This window comes from Natrarchaeobius versutus (assembly GCF_041205745.1).
Lineage (GTDB): Archaea > Halobacteriota > Halobacteria > Halobacteriales > Natrialbaceae > Natrarchaeobius > Natrarchaeobius versutus.
In genome coordinates, this window is record NZ_JBGFCC010000007.1 from 51,921 (window position 1) to 71,090 (window position 19,170).

General features: G+C 65.0%; 17 protein-coding genes. 6 read left to right on the plus strand and 11 right to left on the minus strand.

Annotated features, from left to right (window positions below; all coding sequences use genetic code 11):
* Window positions 1–85: 85 nt before the first annotated feature.
* The 4 genes from nikB to AB7C87_RS15795 all read left to right on the plus strand — a co-directional run bounded on the left by nikB (window position 86) and on the right by AB7C87_RS15795 (window position 5,800).
* Window positions 86–1,030 (plus strand): nickel ABC transporter permease, encoded by a 945-nt coding sequence (gene nikB / locus AB7C87_RS15780; protein ID WP_369730449.1) that lies wholly within the window; start codon window positions 86–88, stop codon window positions 1,028–1,030.
* Between the two features lie 80 nt (window positions 1,031–1,110).
* Window positions 1,111–1,956, plus strand: coding sequence for a nickel transporter permease (gene nikC / locus AB7C87_RS15785; RefSeq protein ID WP_369730718.1), 846 nt, complete (start codon window positions 1,111–1,113; stop codon window positions 1,954–1,956).
* Window positions 1,957–1,958: 2 nt separating this feature from the next.
* On the plus strand, window positions 1,959–4,214 hold the full coding sequence (locus AB7C87_RS15790) for a dipeptide ABC transporter ATP-binding protein (RefSeq protein ID WP_369730450.1): 2,256 nt from the start codon (window positions 1,959–1,961) through the stop codon (window positions 4,212–4,214).
* Window positions 4,211–5,800, plus strand: coding sequence for an ABC transporter substrate-binding protein (locus AB7C87_RS15795; RefSeq protein ID WP_369730451.1), 1,590 nt, complete (start codon window positions 4,211–4,213; stop codon window positions 5,798–5,800). The genes AB7C87_RS15790 and AB7C87_RS15795 overlap by 4 nt, the downstream gene beginning before the upstream one ends.
* Before the next feature lie 102 nt (window positions 5,801–5,902).
* Here the strand turns inward: AB7C87_RS15795 and AB7C87_RS15800 are convergent, their stop codons facing one another.
* On the minus strand, window positions 5,903–6,592 hold the full coding sequence (locus tag AB7C87_RS15800) for a creatininase family protein (protein WP_369730452.1): 690 nt from the start codon (window positions 6,590–6,592) through the stop codon (window positions 5,903–5,905).
* A 163-nt stretch (window positions 6,593–6,755) separates the two neighbouring features.
* Window positions 6,756–7,880 carry a Gfo/Idh/MocA family protein gene (locus AB7C87_RS15805; RefSeq protein ID WP_369730453.1) on the minus strand — a complete coding sequence of 375 codons (1,125 nt, stop codon included), beginning with the start codon at window positions 7,878–7,880 and terminating at the stop codon, window positions 6,756–6,758.
* A gap of 198 nt (window positions 7,881–8,078) precedes the next feature.
* On the opposite strand from AB7C87_RS15805, the gene AB7C87_RS15810 reads away from it, so the two are divergent.
* Window positions 8,079–8,321 carry a sporulation control protein gene (locus AB7C87_RS15810; RefSeq protein ID WP_369730454.1) on the plus strand — a complete coding sequence of 81 codons (243 nt, stop codon included), beginning with the start codon at window positions 8,079–8,081 and terminating at the stop codon, window positions 8,319–8,321.
* Window positions 8,322–8,431: 110 nt separating this feature from the next.
* Here the strand turns inward: AB7C87_RS15810 and AB7C87_RS15815 are convergent, their stop codons facing one another.
* The 8 genes from AB7C87_RS15815 to AB7C87_RS15850 form a co-directional block, all read right to left on the minus strand.
* Window positions 8,432–9,400 (minus strand): sugar phosphate isomerase/epimerase family protein, encoded by a 969-nt coding sequence (locus AB7C87_RS15815; RefSeq protein WP_369730455.1) that lies wholly within the window; start codon window positions 9,398–9,400, stop codon window positions 8,432–8,434.
* A gap of 123 nt (window positions 9,401–9,523) precedes the next feature.
* Window positions 9,524–10,690 carry a Gfo/Idh/MocA family protein gene (locus AB7C87_RS15820; protein WP_369730456.1) on the minus strand — a complete coding sequence of 389 codons (1,167 nt, stop codon included), beginning with the start codon at window positions 10,688–10,690 and terminating at the stop codon, window positions 9,524–9,526.
* A gap of 111 nt (window positions 10,691–10,801) precedes the next feature.
* Window positions 10,802–11,005, minus strand: a complete 204-nt coding sequence (locus AB7C87_RS15825; protein WP_369730457.1) for a DUF8005 family protein — start codon at window positions 11,003–11,005, stop codon at window positions 10,802–10,804.
* Window positions 10,998–12,212, minus strand: a complete 1,215-nt coding sequence (locus AB7C87_RS15830) for an ABC transporter ATP-binding protein (RefSeq protein ID WP_369730458.1) — start codon at window positions 12,210–12,212, stop codon at window positions 10,998–11,000. The genes AB7C87_RS15825 and AB7C87_RS15830 overlap by 8 nt, the downstream gene beginning before the upstream one ends.
* 2 nt (window positions 12,213–12,214) lie before the next feature.
* The gene (locus AB7C87_RS15835) at window positions 12,215–13,228 is read right to left on the minus strand and encodes a carbohydrate ABC transporter permease (protein ID WP_369730459.1); all 1,014 of its coding nucleotides are present in this window, start codon (window positions 13,226–13,228) and stop codon (window positions 12,215–12,217) included.
* A gap of 1 nt (window position 13,229) precedes the next feature.
* Window positions 13,230–14,243 carry a carbohydrate ABC transporter permease gene (locus AB7C87_RS15840; RefSeq protein ID WP_369730460.1) on the minus strand — a complete coding sequence of 338 codons (1,014 nt, stop codon included), beginning with the start codon at window positions 14,241–14,243 and terminating at the stop codon, window positions 13,230–13,232.
* Window positions 14,244–14,245: 2 nt separating this feature from the next.
* Window positions 14,246–15,706, minus strand: coding sequence for an extracellular solute-binding protein (locus AB7C87_RS15845; protein WP_369730461.1), 1,461 nt, complete (start codon window positions 15,704–15,706; stop codon window positions 14,246–14,248).
* 457 nt (window positions 15,707–16,163) lie between these two features.
* Window positions 16,164–17,240, minus strand: coding sequence for a TrmB family transcriptional regulator (locus AB7C87_RS15850; RefSeq protein ID WP_369730462.1), 1,077 nt, complete (start codon window positions 17,238–17,240; stop codon window positions 16,164–16,166).
* Between the two features lie 116 nt (window positions 17,241–17,356).
* Between AB7C87_RS15850 and AB7C87_RS15855 the strand changes: the two genes are divergently transcribed.
* Window positions 17,357–18,187 (plus strand): DUF8054 domain-containing protein, encoded by an 831-nt coding sequence (locus AB7C87_RS15855; protein WP_369730463.1) that lies wholly within the window; start codon window positions 17,357–17,359, stop codon window positions 18,185–18,187.
* On the opposite strand, the gene AB7C87_RS15860 is transcribed toward AB7C87_RS15855, so the two are convergent.
* Window positions 18,174–19,127, minus strand: coding sequence for a carbohydrate kinase family protein (locus AB7C87_RS15860; RefSeq protein ID WP_369730464.1), 954 nt, complete (start codon window positions 19,125–19,127; stop codon window positions 18,174–18,176). The genes AB7C87_RS15855 and AB7C87_RS15860 overlap by 14 nt on opposite strands.
* Between the last annotated feature and the right edge of the window lie 43 nt (window positions 19,128–19,170).

A 19,170-nucleotide genomic window follows, 5' to 3' on the forward strand; every position in this document is an offset into this window, starting at 1 on the left:
AAACTCTGCTTGATGTCCGATTCGATCCACGCCGTCGTTGGCCGAACCGCTGGCCAGGAAACCGACGCCACGGGGAGTATGTAGGATGATACGGGCTCTCGTAGAGCGGTTGGGATCGCTCACCGCCGTACTGTTCGGCGTTTCGCTGGTGAGTTACGGGTTCGTCTCGCTCACACCTGGCGACCCAGCCTACACCATCCTTCGGGCCCAGCGCCAGAGCCCCCCGTCGGACGCCGAAGTCGCCGCGTTCCGAGCCGAACACGGACTCGACGAGCCGTTCGTGGTGCAGTACGTCTCGTGGCTCTCGGAGGCACTTCGAGGCGATCTCGGGACCTCCTACTACACGTCGGAGCCGGTCACGACCCTGTTGCTCGAGTCGCTCCCGAACACGCTCGGACTCGCGGTCGCGGCGATGGCGGTCTCGCTCCTGTTGGCCGTTCCGACGGGGGTTGCGAGCGCGGTTCACCGAGACACCTGGATCGACCGGACGAGCCAGCTCGTCGCCCTCCTCGGCGTCTCGATGCCGAACTTCTGGCTGGGATATCTGCTGATCCTGGTCTGTTCGCTCTGGCTCGGGCTGACGCCCGCGGCCGGATCGGGTACGCTCGCACACCTGATTCTGCCCGCGATCACGCTCGGCACGGGGCTCGCCGCGATCGTCACTCGCCTCGTCCGAACGTCGATGCTCGAAGTTCTCGAGGAAGAGTACGTCCGGACCGCGCGTTCGAAGGGCGTTCGCGAGCGCCTCGTCGTCTACAAACACGCACTCAGGAACGCGCTCATTCCGGTCGTGACGATCGTCGGCCTCCAGTTCGGATTCGTCCTCAACGGGGCGGTCATCGTCGAGGTCGTCTTCCAGCGACCGGGGCTCGGAACGCTCCTGGTCGACGCCGTGTTCGCACGGGACTATCCGATCGTTCAGGGCGTCGTCCTGCTGACCGCGTGCGTCTTCGTCGTGACGAACCAGCTCGTCGATCTCGCGTACGTCGCACTCGATCCGCGCGTCGATCGCGGGGGTGATCGTGCGTGAGCGGCGACGAACCCGGGCGATGGCACAGGGGATTCGGTCCGACGAGCGTTCTCGAGACGAGCCGTCGTCGCGTCCGAACGATCCTCCCGCCTCGAGTCCGATCCAACGGGCTGATTCGTCTGGGTGGCGGGATCTGTGGCGTCCTCGTCCTCGCGGCGATCGTCGGGCCGATCGTCTCCCCCTACGATCCGACGGCGCAGGCGCTCGAGACCCGTCTTCAGTCACCATCGCTCGCCCACCCGCTCGGGACGGACGCGCTCGGCCGTGACGTGGCGACTCGGCTCGTCTACGGGGCCCGCGTCTCCCTCGTGCTCGCGGTCGTTGCGACCGGACTCCGTCTCGTCATCGGAACGACGATCGGACTGGTCGCGGCGACCGGCGGCCGCCTGGTCGACGCCGCGTTGATGCGCCTCGTCGACGTCCAACTCGCGTTTCCGGGGCTCGTCCTCGCGTTGGTCATCGCCGGCGTGCTCGGGCCGAGCCTTCGGAACGTCGTCGTCGCCCTCTCGCTGGTGGGCTGGGCGTCCTACGCCCGCGTCGTTCGCGGGAGCGTCCTCTCGGTGAAGCGACGTCCATACGTCCAGTCGTCGAAACTCTACGGAACTCCCTGGCGGCGTCTCGTCCGTCGACACCTCCTCCCGACGGTCGTGAGCCCGGTCGCCGTCCTCGCGACGTTGAACCTGGGGACGGTCGTGCTCGCGGCCGCCGGCCTCTCGTTTCTGGGCCTCGGCGCACAGCCGCCGACGGCCGAGTGGGGGACGATGATCGACGGCGGGCGGGATTACCTCCGGTCGGCCCCTTGGCTCATCACGGCTCCCGGAGTCGCCATCGCGCTCACGGTCATCGGCTTCAACCTGCTCGGGGACGGCCTGCGCGACGTCCTGGACCCCGATTACCTCGAGGATACCCAACGGAGGCGAACCTGACGATGGGACCGGAACTCGTCGTCGACGATCTTCGCGTTCGGTTTCGAACCCGCTCCGAGACGATCGAGGCGGTCGACGGCGCGTCGTTCACCGTCGAGCCCGGCGAGATCGTCGGCCTCGTCGGTGAGAGCGGGAGCGGGAAGTCCGTCACCGCCCAGTCGATCGTCCGCCTGGAGTCGCCCGGCGAGATCGTCGGCGGGTCGATCAGATTCGACGGTAGGGAGCTGACGAGCGCCGACGACCGGACGCTTCGCCGGCTCCGGGGTCGGGAACTCGCAGTGGTCTTTCAGGATCCGTCGACGACGCTCAACCCGGTGTACACCGTCGGCGAGCAGATCGCCGAGGCGATCCGCATCCGCGAGAGCCCCGACCGACAGCCGTTTCTCGAGGAACTCGCCGCCGGCGTCAGCTCCCGGCTCGGTTCCGCTCGGCGGCGATCCGAGGTGCTCGAGTTGATGGAGACGGTCGGCATCCCACAGGCTGACGAACGAATCGACGCCTATCCCCACCAGTTCAGCGGCGGGATGTGCCAACGCGTCGCGCTCGCGATGGCACTCGCGCGCCGTCCCTCGCTGTTGATCGCCGACGAGCCGACCACCGCCCTCGATACGACGACTCAGGCCGCGATCCTCGACCGACTCAACGCCGAGCGCGGGATGGGGATCTGCCTGATCAGCCACGATCTCGGCGTCGTCTCGGAGTTGTGCGATCGCGTCGTCGTTATGTACGACGGTGCGGTCGTCGAGCGCGGCCCCGTCGAGGCGGTCCGCTCCGCTCCCGAACATCCGTACACGGCCGCGTTGCTCGACTGTCTCCCCCAGCGGTCGGAGCCGGGCTCGCGGCTCCCGACGGCGGAGTGGTCCACGGCTGAGGAGGGTCTCGACACACCCGACGAGCGTCCAGCCACATCCAACGGCAGGCACAGCCCACCCGACGAGCGACCGGCCACACCCGATGAGCGACCGACAACACCCGACGGCAGGCACAGCCCACCCGACGAGCGACCGGCCCGGCCCGATACGTCCGCCACACCGGAGGACGCCATCGAGACGGACCGGGCCGCTGTCGACGGCGGAACGACGGTCGAGGGAACGAACGGACGCTCGAGGCAAAACGCCGAAACCGCCGCTCCCGGATCCGATCGGGGCCACGACCGGCCGATCGTCACCCTCGAGGACGTCGCGACGTCTTTCCGACAGTCCGACGCGCTCGTCGATCGGGTGCTCGGACGCGACGAGCGCGTTCCGGCGGTCGACGGCGTCTCCCTCGAGCTTCGAGCCGGCAAAACGGTCGGGCTGGTCGGCGAGAGCGGCTGTGGAAAGTCGACGCTCGTCCGGCTGATCGCGGGCCTCGAGGGGGCGACCACCGGCGAAATCCGGCTTCGCGGTGAGCCTGTCGAAGACGCCGACTCGCGGACGGACGACCAGCTCGCCGATATCGGGGTCGTCTTCCAGAACCCGACGACGAGTCTGAATCCGAAGCGAACCGTCGGCCAGACGATCGCCGAACCGCTGTTCGAAGCCGGGTGGGACGAATCTCGCCGCGAGGATCGCATCGAAGAGGTGCTCTCGCTGGTCGACCTTCCGGCGGCGTACGCAGGGCGCTATCCCCGCCAGCTTTCGGGCGGTCAGTGCCAGCGGGTCGCGATCGCTCGCGCACTCGCCCTCGAGCCCTCGGTGGTGCTCCTCGACGAGCCGACCGCCGCACTCGACGTCTCGACGCAGGCGAGGATCCTGAACCTCCTCGCCGACCTCCAGGCCGACCTCGATCTCGCCTTCCTGTTCGTCTCCCACGACCTCGCGGTGGTCCGCCACGTCGCCGATCGGGTTGCGGTCATGTACCTCGGACAGTTCGTCGAGGTCGGACCGACAAACCGGGTGCTGTCGGCCCCAACCCACCCGTACACGCAGACGCTTCTGGATGCGATTCCCGGGAACGAGGCCGAGGAGTGTCGCCAGTGGGACCGCGAGGCACTCGCGGGCGAGCCGCCGAGTCCGACCTCGCCGCCCGACGGCTGTGCGTTTCACCCGCGCTGTCCGGTCGCCTCCGAGGACTGCACGCGAGTGGAGCCGCCACTCGAGGCGGTCGACGGCGGCCGATCGCGGTGTCTCTACGCCGACGAGTGGCGATCCGACGAGGGGGCGGCCGACGACGCGATGGACGACGAGACGACGCCCTCGAACGACAGACGTATCGAGCCCGTAGATTCCGCCCAGGGCGGGACGACCGGCGAGTCGAATGCGACCGAATACCGATGACATACGACGAAATCACCGACCACGACGATACCGACGCCAGAATCACGAACGATCGACCTGCGATACTCGACAGGCGGACGGTCCTCGGGACGCTCGCGGGGGCGACCACCCTCTCACTCGCCGGCTGTCTCTCGAGTGCCGACGACGGCACCGACTTCCGGATCGGCGCCCCGTGGAAACCGAACCGGGATCCGCTCGACGGCGGAAGCTTGCTCCGACGGCTCGGCATCACGGAAGGGCTGGTCGGCGTCGATTACGACGCCGACCCGGAGCCGAGTCTCGCACTCGAGTGGGAGCGGATCGACGACCACCAATGGCAATTCGACCTCCGCGAAGACGTCACGTTTCACGATGGCGACCCCTTCGACGCGGCCGCCGCCGTCGACTCCCTCCGTCGGACGGCCGACTCCGCGGCGTTCGCCGACGTCCCGATCGACCGTCTCGAGGCCGACGACGAGTCGACGGTGATCGTCGAAACCGAGACGCCGTTCGCACCGCTTCTGGCACATCTCTCGCGTAACGAGGCCGTGATCCTCTCGCCCACGACGCTTGAGAACGACGGGGCGATCGACGTGCCGGCCTCGACCGGGCCGTTCGCCTTCGACGCTCTCGAGACGGGGGCGGAGCTTCGAGCGAGCCGAAACGACGATTACTACGGGCAGTCGCCCTCGATCGAGTCCGTCCGCTACGAGGTCGTCGAGGACGACCAGACCCGTCGCGTCAAACTCGAGAACGGCGAACTCGAGATGGCTCGCATCCTGCCGATCGAGATGGTCGAACCCCTCGACTCCGAACCAGATCTCGAGGTGTACACCCCCAAAATTCCTCGGATCCGATTTCTCACGTTCGACACCGAGTCGTCGCCGTTCGACGACGAACGCGTCCGTCGGGCGGTCTCTCAGGCCGTCGATCGCGAGGCGATCACGGAGTCCATCCTCGGCGGTATCGACGACCCCGCGATCGGGCCGTTCTCGCCCGAGATCACGGCGTGGGCAAACCCGGATCTCGAGGACCACCGGTACGATCCCGACCAAACGCGCGAACTGCTTTCCGAGGCCGGCTGGGCGCTCGAGTCGGGGGACGTTCGAACGCGTGACGGCGAGGAACTCACCATCGAGATCGTTACCTTCGACGCCCGAAGCCTGCCGCTGGTCGCCGAAGTGCTCCAGGACCAACTCGCCACGGTCGGCGTCGACGTCGATCTGACGACGACCGAGTACAGTTCGATGGTCGATCAGGTCGGACAGGGCCCGTTCGACTGCTATCTCACCTCCTGGGGGACGCTCTGGTATCCCGATCCCGATCGCCTCTCGGATATGTTCCACTCGAGTGGCGCCACGTTACACCACGGCTACGCGAACGATCGGGTCGACGAACTGCTCGAGGAGGCCCGGGAACTCGACGACCGCGAGGAACGAATGGCACGCTACCACGAAGTCCAGTCGATCGCCGTTCGCGAGGCGCCGATCTCGGTTCTCACGAGCTACACCAACGTCGTCGCCACGTCCGCGGAGGTCAGCAACTACCGACCGCACCCGACCGAGTCACGGTACGGGCTCGAGCAGGTCGAAATCGACGCCGAATAACCCCGATCCCGTTTTCTCGCCCAATCCCGTTCTCTTGCCCGACCTCGTTCTCTCGCCCAATCCCGTTCTCTCGACTCCGGGCGCATTCTACGCCGCGATCGACTACTCGAGTCGCTCGAGGTACGAAACCAGCGCGTCGACGGCGGTCTCGAACACCTGTTCGCCCTGCTCGGCTGTCGCACCGGTCGCGTCGCCGACCGCGCCGTTCTCGCTGAACTCGTCGGTGAAGTGGCGAACGACGCCGCCGTCGACGACGGTGTCCCACTCCGCGGCGTCTCCGTCGACCGGCTCGCCGACGTCCTCCGGACAGAGATACAAGAGGACGGACGTCTCGATTTCGCCGGCGTGGCCGACGTGATCTTCGATCGCGCGCATCCACTCCCACGGGTAGACGTCGAGATCGGTCGAGTCCGAGGCGGTCACCTCTCGCGAGAGGTGTGAGAGCGCGCCTCCATTTCCGCCGTGGCCGTTGACGAGAACGACCGTCTCGACGCTCGTCCCCGAAAACGAGGTGACGACGTCGCGAACGTAGCGTCGAAGGGTCTCCGGCGATACCGAAAGCGTCCCCGGAAAACGGCCGTGATAGGGAGCGATACCGACCGGAATCGGGGGCACGACGACGGTCTCGCGGTCGGTTTCTCCATCCGCCGCGACCGCGATCTCGTTTGCGACGATCGTATCCGTTCCGACCGGCGCGTGTGGGCCGTGTTGTTCGGTGCTTCCGACCGGCACGAGCGCCGTCGTCGGGGCCGCCTCGTCGATCGCCGTCCAGGAACTCCGCTCGAGTTGCATATCGATCGATGGCGGGACGATTCCAAAGACCCGTCGATGTCAGTCGTCCGACCGGCGACCGTAACGGACGGCGGCCCGACCGATAGGCGCCCGAAGGGGTGGCTTCGTCCGGCTATGGCTCCGCTCGGCGATCGGATGGACGATTCGAGTCGGTGTGAAAATCCTACGCCGGCGACACCCACTCACCCTGCTCGTCGCTGTCTTCGATCGCCGCGAGCACGCGCTGGGCGGCCAGCCCGTCCTCGAAGCTCGGTTCGAATCCGGTCCCCTCACTGACCGCTCGCAGGAACTCGTAGTTCTCGTGGACGAAGGTATGCTCCCAGCCGACGACGTGGCCGGGCGGCCACCAGTGGTCGACGTACGGGTCGTCCTCGTCGGTCACGAGGACCGTCTGGTAGCCCCGGTCGCCCTCGAGCATCACCTCGAGTTCGTTCAGCCGCTCGAGAGAGAACTGCAAACTCCCGTTCGAGCCCTGGATCTCGATCGTGTGATCGTTCTTGTGGCCGGTCGCGAACCGCGAGGCCTCGAGCGTTCCCATCGCGCCGTTTTCGAACGCGAGTTGCGCGGAGTAGGCGTCGTCGACGGTGACTGGGCGCGTCTCGTCGCTTCCGTCGACGGGTCGATCCTCGACGAACGTCCGGAGGTGGCCGCTGACACGCTCGATTTCGCCGGCGAGGTCGTCGTCGCCGACCAGAAAGCGGACGAGATCGACGGTGTGGGCGCCGAGGTCGCCAAGCGCGCCCGAACCGGCCAGTTCCTCGTCGTTTCGCCAGGACCACGGCGCGTCGGGGTCGACCAGCCAGTCCTGAAGATACCGACCGCGGACGTGATGGATCTCGCCGAGTTCGCCCGCCTCGAGCAGGTTCTTCGCGTACTGGATCGCGGGGACGAACCGGTAGTTAAACGCACAGCCGGCCGGAACGTCGCCGCCGGCCTCTCGAGCCGCCTCGGCCATCTCTTCGGCCCCCTCGAGCGTCGGCGCGAGCGGTTTCTCGCAGAACGTCGGCGTACCGGCCTCGAGGGCCGCGATCGACGGCTCGGCGTGGATGTGGTTCGGTCCGAGGTTGTAGAAGACGTCGACTTCGTCGACGACGTCCGCCCAGTCTGTCGCGGTCGACTCGAAGCCGAGTTGGTCGGCCGCCGCCGACAGCGCCTCTTCGTCGCGGCCGACGAGCACGCTCCGCTCGACGTCGGGCGCGTCCGGGAAGAACATCGGAAGCCGCGCCATCGCGTTCGCGTGTGCCTTGCCCATGAATCGGTAGCCGAGGACTCCGACTTTCAGTGTCATACCTAAACCTTCACAATAGCTGTAGTTAGAAGTTTCCGTCCCGGCGGTCCGATCAGGGGAACTGACCGCTCAACGAGTTTCGTTCGCGGGAGACGACGAGCAAAACACGAACGTCCCTCGAACACCGGGTTGGTCGTTCTTGAGCACTTTTCATCGAATCGGAGAAACTATATCTGTCACTGCTAAGTACAGTTCTCTATGCCCGCTATCAGCCTAGTATTCCTCGCCGCACAAGCCATTATTTCATCATTTGTCTATTATCTGGCGGGGAGATATGGGGCTCGTTCGCCATTAATCTCCGGCATCCTCGTTTTCGTGCTTGGATTTGCTCTTGTACTCGTACTCGACACCGTTATCTGGCTATTTGCGGTCGAAATTCTACTCATTCTTATCTACTTTGTTGGATTGCGTACGGAACGACAGCCTTCAGTTTCAGCGTGATTCACACAGGTCGATAGCGCTCAATACGCACACTGACCGGTCAGTTCACCGTGGATGTGGGTGGAACCAATATCGCGAGAAGGCGTCTATGACAGCCTCTCTCGAGACCGTTACTCGGCCCAGTACGCCTCGCCGGGTTCGGTCTCGAAGACGGCTCGCTGGAGGAGATCGATCGCCTTCTCGAGTCCCTCGCGGGAACTGGTCAGCGAGTCCTCGTGTTCGATGCTCAGGGTACCGTCGTAGCCGACCATCCGGAGCGTCGAGACAAGCTCTTTCCAGTGGGACTCGTCGTGGCCGTAGCCAACGGAGCGGAACAGCCACGAGCGATTGATCTCGTCGTCGTAGGCCGCGGTGTCGAGGACCCCTTTCAGGCGGGCTTGCTCCTCGTAGACGCGGGTGTCCTTGGCGTGGAAGTGGTGGATCGCGTCGCGTTCGCCGAGGAACCGGATCGCGTCCGTGATCGAGATTCCCTGCCAGTAGAGGTGTGAGGGGTCGAAGTTCGCGCCGATGCGCTCGTTTGTCTCCTCGCGCAGGCGGGCCATCCCCTTCGGTTCGTACACCAGCATGTTCGGGTGCATCTCGATGGCGACGTCGACGCCGTGGTCGTCGGCGAACTCGGCTAACTCTCCCCAGTAGTCGAGGGCGACCTCCCACTGGTACTCGTGAGCGTCTGCGTGTTCGGTCGGCCACGGAGCCGTGATCCAGTTTGGCGTCTCGTCGTTCGGACTCCCCGCCGGCAGGCCGGAGAAGCCGGTGACGGTGTTGACGTCGAGTTGGCCAGCGAGTTCGATCGCCTCCCGAAGTTCGGTGTCGGCCGCTGTCGCCTGCTCCTCGTCGGGATGTAACGGGTTGTTGTGGATCGCGAGTGCGCTGATGTGCATTTCGTACTCCGACAGCAACTCCGCGAGTTCCGCCTGGGCGTCCTCGTCGTCTAAATACTCGGCGCGTGGGAGGTGGACGTCACCGGGAAAGCCGCCGACGCCGGGTTCGATCGCGGAGACGCCGAGATCCGAGAGGTACTGGAGCGCTCCCTCGAGCGATTCATCTGCGAGCGGTGGGGTGTGAACACCGATGTCCATACGGCATGGTACCACGGCATCAGGCAAAGTAATTCCTATTCCGGAAGCGAGTAACGGCTTCGAGTTTCGCGCTCCGGCGGCGCTTCACCCGGGCGTCCGCTCGAGTCGCTGGTGGGCGATGGATCAGTCCTGACGTTCCTCGAGCGCGACGGATTCGTCTTCGGTACCCATCAGCGAGGCGGATTCGTCGTCCGCTTCGAGCGAGACCGTCCGTCCGCGCTCGCTCGAACGGTAGATGCCGTCGAGGATTCGCTGGACGGTCAGGCCGTCCTCGACGGCTCCGGCCGGGGTTTGGCCCCCGTCGCGTTCGCCACCGGAGCGGTTCGCGAGAATCGCTTCGACGAACGCGGCCTGCTCGTCAGCGTGGCTGTCGTTCTCGCGGGTCTCGATCGTTTCGTCGATCGTATGATCGGTGGCGCTCGCGCTTGCCGAATAGATCGTCAGATCGTCGGTCAGCAGGTCGAACCGCGCCGCCGCCTCGGTCCCGCGGACGACGAACTCGTGGGTCGGCGGCCGGTTCGTCGCCCAGGCGACCTCGAGGCTGATCGTCCGGTCGTCGTCACAGCGAACGAACGCACTCGCGGAGTCGTCGACGTCGAACGCGTCGGGACCGGCGTCGTCGCCCCACATCTCGATGTAGGCGTAGTCCTCGCGGTGACCGAACTGCGACCGCGTTACGCCGGAGACCTCGAGCGGATCGGGATAGTCGAGAACGTACATCGCAAGGTCGATCGCGTGGACGCCGAGGTCGATAAGTGCGCCGCCGCCGGAGACCTCCTTTCGGGTGAACCAGGAGCCGCGGCCGGGAATCCCCCGCCGACGGACGTAGTTGGCCTCGACGTGGGTCACCTCGCCGAATTCACCACGGGCGATCCGATCCCGTAGCACCGCTACAGCGTTCAGAAACCGGTTGTTGAACCCCACCATCGCGACGCCGCTCGAGTCGGCCGCCGCGGCCTCGATTCGCCGGGCGCTCTCGAGGGTGTGTCCGAGGGGCTTCTCGAGGAGGACGTGGATGTCCCGTTCGAAGGCGGCGACGGCGTACTCCTCGTGAAAACGGTTGGGCGTCGTGACGATCACTGCGTCGACGTCGTCGTAGAGGTCGTGGTGGTCGTCGTACACCTCGACGCCGTACCGATCCGCAAAGCGCTCGCGGGCTTCGGGTGCGACGTCCATCCCGCCGACGAGCGTGATCTCGGCCTCCTGCTCGAGGAGTCGGTCGGCGTGGTGATGGCCGATGTTCCCGAGACCGACAAGTCCGATCCGAACGGGTTCGTGGCCCCCGCTCATCGACACCACCTCGTCGAGGCTGAGTCGAATCCGCTTCGGGTCCCGTTCCGCGCTCCGGTCGTGATTCCGGACCGAGTGCGGCCGGCCGTTCGATCGTCGTCGTTCGTCGATTCAGTACAACTGCTCTTCTCGTTCCGATCGTTCATTCTGTGTGTCGGTTGGCTGCTCGCGTCGCGTTCGTCCGCGACGATACTGTCTGATTGCCGGTACGATCTTGTTCTTCAGGTCGAGACCGAACGAGACGATCCCGTAGATCCAGAAGAAAAACAACACGGAGAGCCCGCCGTAGTAGACGAGCGGGACGAGTTCACTCACGGCGACCACCGGAGTCGATCTCTGCCGGACGCTCGGTGGACGCTTCGCCTCGAGTGCCAGTCGAGACGTCCTCGATCCCGTGGACGAGCGCATCGCCCGACCGAGTCTCGAAGAGGTGGATCTTCGACCGGTCGAGGACGACGCTGACTCGATCGTCTTCCTCGATGGTCGAATCGGGATCGACGCTCATGAGCAACTGGTTCGAGGCGGTCGAGGCCTCCTCGGTCGTCATCGTGGCCTCTCGTGAGTCGTCGAGCGAGAGGTAGACGAAAATTTCGTCACCCATCGGTTCCAAGACGTCCGTCGTCGCGTCGATCACGGCCGACGAACTCGAGATCGACTCCGCCGTCTCGACGGGATAGATATCCTCCGGACGGACGCCCATCGTGACCTCGGCTCCGGTCTCGAGATCGAGTCCGTCGACGTCGAACTCGAGGTCGAAGTGTTCGGTCACGAGCCCACTGCCGGTGAGTTCGCCCTCGACGAAGTTCATCGACGGCGAGCCGATGAAGCCGGCGACGAACCGGTTTGCGGGCTCGTTGTAGCAGGTAAGCGGCGGGGCGATCTGCTGGAGTTCGCCGGCGTTGATGACGGCGATCCGATCAGACATCGTCATCGCCTCCGCCTGGTCGTGAGTGACGTAGATGATCGTCGTGTCCAGCTGTTTGTGTAGGCGCTGGAGTTCGGTTCGCATGTGGACGCGCAGTTTGGCGTCCAAGTTCGCGAGCGGTTCGTCCATCAGGAAGACGGCGGGTTCGCGCACGATCGCGCGGGCGATCGCGACGCGCTGTTGTTGCCCGCCCGAGAGTTCGTTTGGCTCGCGATCGAGCATCCCCTCTAGTTGGACGACTTCGGCCGCTTGCTCGACGCGACGATCGATCTCGTCCGTATCGAACTTGCGCAGACGAAGGCCGAACGAGACGTTCTCGTAGACGTCCATGTGGGGGAACAACGCGATGTTCTGGAAGACCATCGACACGCCCCTGTCCTTTGGCGGTAGGTTCGTGACGTCGGTCTCGCCGATGGTGATGGTTCCCTCGGTCGGTTTGGTCAGCCCGGCGATCGTCTCCATCGTCGTCGACTTGCCACAGCCCGAGGGGCCGACGAGACAGATGAACTCGCCATCTTCGATCTCGACGTTCATGTCGTCGACCGCGACGACGTCGTCGTAGCGTTTCGTGACGTTTTCTAGTGTTACTCGTGCCATGGTTACTCCTTGAGTGCTCCGTCGGTGAGTCCGCTAACGATCTTCTCCTGGGCGACAACGACGAGGATCAACATCGGCAACACGCCGACGATGCTCGCCGCCGCCATCAGATTGAAGTCCGTCGTATACTGCGTCTGATAGCTCAGGATCCCGCCGACGAGCGGCGACCACTGATTCGGTTCGTTCTGTAGCGCCATGATCGAGCTAAAGAAGTACTCGTTGTAGACGGCGATGAACGTCAACACGGCCGCCGTCGCCACGCCGGGTGCCGAAAGCGGCATGATCACGCGGAACAGCGCCCCCAGCCGAGTCGTCCCCTCGACGCGAGCCGCGTCCTCGAGTCCGTCGGGAATCTGGCTGTAGAACGTCGTGAGGATGAAGATCGCGAGCGGCAGGAACAGCGCGCTAAAGGGCATGATCATCGACCCTGGCGTGTTGACGAGCCGAGGCGGCGCGAACAGTTCGATTCCGAGGAACGGAACGACGATCGCGTTCCCCAGGAACGCGTCGAACAGCGGGATGAGAAACGCCGCCGGCGGGAAGTACGAGACCGCCAGGACGGCGAGCATCATCAGCCCGCGTCCGGGGAACTCGAGTCGGCCGAAGACGTAGCCCGCGAGGCTCGCGAGGACGATGACGATGATCGTCGTCACGCTCGCGAGCACGAAGCTGTTGAAGACGTAGAGGTGAAACGGCACCTGCTGGAACACCTCGACGAAGGCGGAGACGTTGAATCCCTGTGGCGTTGGGAACGGAATCTCCGCTCCGACGATCGGAACGGTGATCTCCCAATCACCGGCGAGAATCTGCGTGTTCGGCGTCAGCGCGAGTACCAGAAGCCAGTAGAACGGGAACAGCGTCGTGACGAGGAAGAAGCCACACGCGACGTAAAACAGCGCCCGATAGAGCCGGTTACGCTTGTCGGGGTCGTTGACGACGCCGTGGGTCCAGCGCTCGAGCGGTCCCTTGTTCTCGTCGTCGTCCGATCGCGTCGCAGGTTCGTTTGCAGTTGCCATCTCAGAGGCCCTCCTTGTACTGCTGGTAGATGACGCCCATCACGGCGACGGCGATGATGCCGGCGGTGACGAATGCGATCGCGGAGGCGAGCCCCCGGTTCGTGTTGAACGTTTCGACGACCATACACGACAGCGATGGAACCGTCGTACAGCCCGACACCGAGTCGATGAGGCCGTAGACCCGCATCGCGTCGATCGTCCGGAACAGGATCGCGATCCCGAGTGCGGGAAGCACCAGCGGGAACGTGATCAGTTTGAACTGTTGCCACTTGCTGGCCCCGGCGACTTCGGCGACGTCGTAGAGGCTCCGATCGATGCTCTGGAGCCCGGCGAGGATCAGCAGGGCCATAAAGGCCGTCGTCTTCCAGATGTCCGCGACGGTGACGATCAGGAGCGAACTCGCCGGATCGTTGAGCGTGTTCGTCTCCGCGACGAGACCCCAGCTGGCGAGGTACTCGGTCAGGAAGCCGGTGTCCGGATGGAACATCAGGTAGAAGATCATCCCCTGAATGACGATCGGGATCGCCCACGGGATGATGATCGCGGCCCGAACCCACCGTCGGCCACGGAACTCGCGATCGAGTACGAGCGCCTGTCCGAATCCGATGATCGTCTCGAAGAAGACGCCCACGACGGTGAAGATGAGCGTCACCGCCAGCGCGCTCCGCAACAGGCCGTCCACGTGGACGTACGGAAAGCTCCCGCTCGTCGTCACCTCCGGCAGGAACGTCGTCGTTCCCGGCATCCGCGCGTCGGCGTTGCCGGTGAACAGCTGGGCGTAGTTTTCGAGACCGACGAACTCGGGATCCGACAACACGTTCTGGTACAGCGACAGCTCGAACGTCCGCAACAGCGGATAGAGCGCGATCGCCCCCAGCAAGAGGATCACCGGGGTCAACAGCAGGTAGGCGAACCCCGTCTCCCCGAGGTTCTCCATCCAGCGCGTGATGGCGACGATCGGCCCCGATCGGTTCGATCGTTGTACGGGGCCGCTCGTCCGGTCATCGGTGGCCATACTTACTCTTCGGTGGCCTCGAGTCCATCTTGTAAGTCGGCGGCGGCGTCTCCGGGGCTCTTGTCACCGGAGACGGCCGCGTTGACTTCTTCGGCGATGAGTTCGGACTGATCCGGCCACACCGTCGTCACGGGACGTGGCATGGCGTTCTCGCCGGCCACCCGGAGCGTGTCCATGTAGTGGCCCATCGGCTCGACCTGCTCGGCCTCCTCGGTGTCGAACAGGTGGGGCTTCGGCGGGATCCAGCCCCAGAGGTCGAACATGCCGAGGTTGAACTGGTCGGTCATCGTCGCGCGAAGGACCTCGACGGCGTCGTCGGTCCGTTCGGAGTTCGGGTTGAGCGTGAGGTGCCACCCGCCGAGTGCGGCCGTCGAGCCGCCGGTTCCGGGTTGGTTCGCGTCCCCCTCGCTGACGGCGTAGGGGATCGGCATCGCGCCGTAGTCCTCGACGTCGAGTGGGTCGTCTTCCTCATCGACGTTCAGGTTGATCGCGTACGGCCAGTTGCGCTGCATGACGGCCTCGCCGTTGAGGATCGCCTCGCGGGCGTTTTCTTCCTGCCAGCCGAGAATCGAGTCCGGTGCGATTCCCGTGGGGTAGTCCTCGTCGGTGTGTTCGTCGTGTTCGTCGGCGACGAACGTCCGCATCATCCGAAGCGCGTCGACGAACTCCGGTTCGTCGACCGTTACGGGCCGGTCGCCGACCGGTCCGAAGAGGTTGTCGAAACCGCCGAAGTACGCGCCGCCGAACGATGACATGACCTCGTTCCACGTACAGCAAGCGGTCCCCTCGTAGACGTCCCACTGGGTCGCGAGGCCGTAGCTCGCGTCCGAACCCTCGACGATTTCCTCGGTGAGTTCCGCCCACTCCTGCCAGGTCATCGGTTCGGTCGCCCACGCCTCGAAGTCGTTCTCGTCGTAACCGGCTTCCCGGGCGTAGTCCTTCCGGTATTGCATCGTCGGATAGTCCGGGAAAATTGGAACGCCGAATAGGTCGTTCGTCTCGGGTTCCCGTGCCGTCGCAGTGAACGACTCGAAGTACTCGTCTTCGATCTGTGCGAGATCGTCGTCGTCGAGTTCGTCGCTCAGGTTCGCGATCTGACCGCGCTGAATAAAGACGTTTACCCAGCCGTTGTCCATGAGGAGCAAGTCTGGCTCCGTTTCCTCGGCCTGGAGCAGGTTCGTGTACGTGTCCCGCCGATCGCCCGTGTCCTCGTCGCCCGCCTGCAACCGGATCTCGATCCCGTCCGCGCCGCTGTCGTGGAACAGGTCGACGACCTGATCGCCGACCGCGTCGATCATGTTCGGATCGGCGCCGACGACGACGGCCTCCTCGGACGCCTCGTCGCCGTAGATACAGCCTGCCAGGCCCACCGCGGCCCCGCTGGCACCAGCCGCTTTGACGAACGTCCGTCGCGAGACGCTCGAGTCAGTTCGATTACCCTCCCGTGAGTGTCTCTCACTCATGCGAAAAAATATGATAGTCTCGACTATTTATATCTATCGGAGAGGTACAACAGGTGTAGTTAATTGATTAATCCAGTGGTATCCGCGGCTGATATAGTGGCCGCTTCCAGTCATTGGATACCTAATCGTCAGACGGAAGCTCGGCTCGAGTGATACGAGAACCACGTCGGCGAACGGAAAGACGATCCGTGAGCTGTGCGGTCTGTGTGTCGATCGGTACAGTCGTTACTGTCATCGGGTCTCGAGTGCATCCAATCGCCACCCGGCGGACGAATCGGGCACTGTCGTTGATCGGCGACGAATCGAACGAACGGAAAACGGACGGCCCGAATCATACGGTCTGCCGTCCGTCAGTTCCGGCACGACCGCGACCGAAAAGCGGTTGCGCCGAGAAATCGGGACAACAGAGCCGGTAAACCGGGATAGCAGAGCCGGAAAATCGGGACAGCAAACCGTCTCAGTCGATCGACTCGACGATGATCCGCATCGCCTCGAAGTCCTCGAGGAACGCACCCCAGCCGCCGACGGTGTACGTCCCGCCGTCACCCTCGATCGTCAGCGACGTTTCGCCGGCCAACTGAGAGAGTGGCGCGGACTGATCGTCGTCCATCGAGACGCCGGCGTAAGTGAGGTCGACGACCGCTCCGCGTTTGGTCACCTCCCTGCCGGTTTCGGTTTCGAAACCGCGAATCGCCGCCTCGATCGTCGCCCCGTCCTCGAGAAGTGGCTCGATGTCGCGAATACACTGCCGGAGGTCGACGTACGTAAACGGCGGTTCGTCCGGACGGTCGGTGTACACCGTCTCGAGAACCTCCCAGAGGCAGGTGATGAAATACCAGTTGAAGACGTACGCGTGGGTCCAGTCGTTGACGATGACGCCGTACTCGTTGGTCGAGCCACCGTAGGGCGAAAAGCACGTCCACGACCGATCGACGAGGGCGACGAACGGCGAGGGCAGGTCGCGACGGCGCGCCTCAGAGCACGCTCGCTCCAGTTCGTCGATCGGCGGAATCGTGAGATCGTTTGCGGTCTCGGGGAACAGACAGAGCCTGACGTCGACCCCGTTCTCCCGGGCCGTCTCAAGGGCGTCTGAGAGCTCGTCGAACTGTGCCGGCGTCAGTCCGATCTGGACCTGGCTCTCGGCCGCACGGATCAGTTCGTCGGCCCGCGCCAACACGGTATCGAGGCGCTTGACGATGCTCACCTTGTGTTCCTCGATGTCCGGCTGACTCCACCGATCTTCGATCTCCTCGGCCGCGGTCTCGAACCGATTCGCCCGCGAGCGTAGATCCGCGAGCACCTCCGCGGGGTCGTGAGCCCGCGCGTGGAGGCTGTCTTGCTCGTACGTTTCGACGTATCCCTGCTCTTCGAGCCCGCGTAACACGTCGTAGATCCGCGGATCGGGAACCGAACTCGCCTGTGCGACGTCGGTCGCCGACGCGGAACCGAGCTCGAGCAACGTCACGAACGCGTCCGCCTGATACGGCGACAGTCCCGCGTCCTCGAGCGTCTCGATCAGTTCCTCGGCGTCCATTCGGTCTCACCGGGAACGGTCGGAGTTTCGTTCATCCGAGTCGGATATCACACCCGTTGTAAAAAAGACTGTCTCCGTCGCTACACTGAAGACGATCGAACCGAAACCGGCGTCGCATGTCGGACCTCGTAGAGCGCGTTCGCCGGCCGGCGTCCACCGGGTCGAACCGCTGTTGGCCGTGTACGATCGCGAACGGACTCCTGTTGACGATCGTCGTCGGTGGTCTCGCACTCACCGGGCGGCGACTGGCCGCGGCCTTCCTGGCCATCGGTGGGGTCGCCGCGATCGGCCTCCGGGGCTATCTGGTTCCGTACACGCCCCGATTTGCACCTCGACTCGTCGCTCGCCTTCCGATAGCCGCGTTCGACCACGACGATCGAGCGGACGGCTCGCTCTCGGCGGTACCCGCCGACGGCTCCGGTGGCGCAAGCTCACGGCCCACACCGAGCGGTGAGGACGTCGTTACCGCGTTGCTCGAGGCCGGCATCGTGGTTCCCGTCGAGGACGACCTCGCGCTCGCGGATTCGTTTCGCGAGGATTGGCGCCGCGAGATGGCGACGCTCCGTGGCCGGAATCTCTCGGCTCTCACCGCCTCCGTCGACGACCTGACGGGGCCGTCGATCGACGCTCGAGTGGGACGTGACTGGCGCGGACGTCCCGCGACCGTCCTGCTTGCGGGTCCGAACGGGACGACCTCCCTCCCAAAACACAAAGCGGTCGCCGAACTCGCCGCCGCGCGGGCGCTCGAGTCCCGTCTCGAGGACGAACGGATGCGACTCGCCGCCGGTCGCCCGTTACGGTCGCTCCTCGAGCGGTGTCCCGTCTGTGACACCGATCTGACTGTTTCGCGCTCGAGTTGCTGTGGCGAGGTGACGCCCGCGGGTGAGACGCCGTCGGAGAAACTGTTCTGTCCGGACTGCGACGCTCGGCTCTTTACCTACGACTGATCTCTCGGACCGCCGCCCGGTCCGGCAGGGTGGTCATCGCGCCCGGTTCCGTCGTCGCGGCGGCCCCGACCGCATCGGCGAACGCGAGCGTCTCCTCGAGACTCCGTCCGCCTCGCATCGCCGCGATCGCACCGGCGACGAACGCGTCGCCGGCACCCGTAGTGTCGACGACGTCCGCTTCGTATCCCGAGTGCTCGGCCGCTCCCGCTGACCAGGGGGCGTCGTCGTCGGCGACCGCGAGCGATCCGTCGCCGCCTCGCGTCGCTAACACCGTGTGGGGGCCGGCCGCCAGGGCCTCTCGAGCGACGTCTTCGATCGAGTCGCCCGTAAAGCCAAGCGCCTCGAGCTCTCCGCGGGTCGCCTTCAGAACGTCGACGGACGCGAGCGCGTCCCGAACGATCACGCGAAGCGTCGCCTCGTCGGGCCAAAGCTCGGTCCGGGTGTTCGAATCGAACGACACCGTACAGCCAGCGTCGGCCGCCCGCTCGAGCAGATCGAGCGTCGCCTCGCGCGAACGGCCACTCGAGAGCGCGACGCCGCCCGCGTGGACCCACTCGAGGGTCGCGAGGACCGAATCGTCGATTCGGCCCGGCTCCATGCGCGTGTCCGCGGTTCTGTCGCGGTAAAACGAGAAGCTCCGGTCGCCCGCTTCATCGTGGGCGACGAACGCGAGCGACGTCTTCGCGTCGGGGTCGGCCTCGAGGAAGCGATCGGGAACGCCGTACTCGTCGAGCGTCTCCAAGAGGTAGTCGCCGAACGGATCCTCGCCGACGCGACTCCAGAACAGTGGCGTCTGCTCGAGGCGGGCGAGCGCGACGGCGACGTTCGCGGGCGCACCGCCTGGTCGCCGTTCGAACCCACCGACGCTCGAGATCGGTCCCGGGTGTTCGGGGAGGAAGTCGATCAGCGTCTCGCCGGCGACGAGTATCTCGTGGTTCATGCGCGTCAGTTTCCTCCGGCCGCGAATAATGTGTTGTGAATCG

Coding starts and splice junctions, on each gene's coding strand:
- nikB (WP_369730449.1), top strand. CDS start 86: ATGATACGGGCTCTCGTAGAGCGGTTGGGATCGCTCACCGCCGTACTG.
- AB7C87_RS15790 (WP_369730450.1), top strand. CDS start 1,959: ATGGGACCGGAACTCGTCGTCGACGATCTTCGCGTTCGGTTTCGAACC.
- AB7C87_RS15795 (WP_369730451.1), top strand. CDS start 4,211: ATGACATACGACGAAATCACCGACCACGACGATACCGACGCCAGAATC.
- AB7C87_RS15800 (WP_369730452.1), bottom strand. CDS start 6,592: ATGCAACTCGAGCGGAGTTCCTGGACGGCGATCGACGAGGCGGCCCCG.
- AB7C87_RS15805 (WP_369730453.1), bottom strand. CDS start 7,880: ATGACACTGAAAGTCGGAGTCCTCGGCTACCGATTCATGGGCAAGGCA.
- AB7C87_RS15810 (WP_369730454.1), top strand. CDS start 8,079: ATGCCCGCTATCAGCCTAGTATTCCTCGCCGCACAAGCCATTATTTCA.
- AB7C87_RS15815 (WP_369730455.1), bottom strand. CDS start 9,400: ATGGACATCGGTGTTCACACCCCACCGCTCGCAGATGAATCGCTCGAG.
- AB7C87_RS15820 (WP_369730456.1), bottom strand. CDS start 10,690: ATGAGCGGGGGCCACGAACCCGTTCGGATCGGACTTGTCGGTCTCGGG.
- AB7C87_RS15830 (WP_369730458.1), bottom strand. CDS start 12,212: ATGGCACGAGTAACACTAGAAAACGTCACGAAACGCTACGACGACGTC.
- AB7C87_RS15835 (WP_369730459.1), bottom strand. CDS start 13,228: ATGGCAACTGCAAACGAACCTGCGACGCGATCGGACGACGACGAGAAC.
- AB7C87_RS15840 (WP_369730460.1), bottom strand. CDS start 14,243: ATGGCCACCGATGACCGGACGAGCGGCCCCGTACAACGATCGAACCGA.
- AB7C87_RS15845 (WP_369730461.1), bottom strand. CDS start 15,706: ATGAGTGAGAGACACTCACGGGAGGGTAATCGAACTGACTCGAGCGTC.
- AB7C87_RS15850 (WP_369730462.1), bottom strand. CDS start 17,240: ATGGACGCCGAGGAACTGATCGAGACGCTCGAGGACGCGGGACTGTCG.
- AB7C87_RS15855 (WP_369730463.1), top strand. CDS start 17,357: ATGTCGGACCTCGTAGAGCGCGTTCGCCGGCCGGCGTCCACCGGGTCG.
- AB7C87_RS15860 (WP_369730464.1), bottom strand. CDS start 19,127: ATGAACCACGAGATACTCGTCGCCGGCGAGACGCTGATCGACTTCCTC.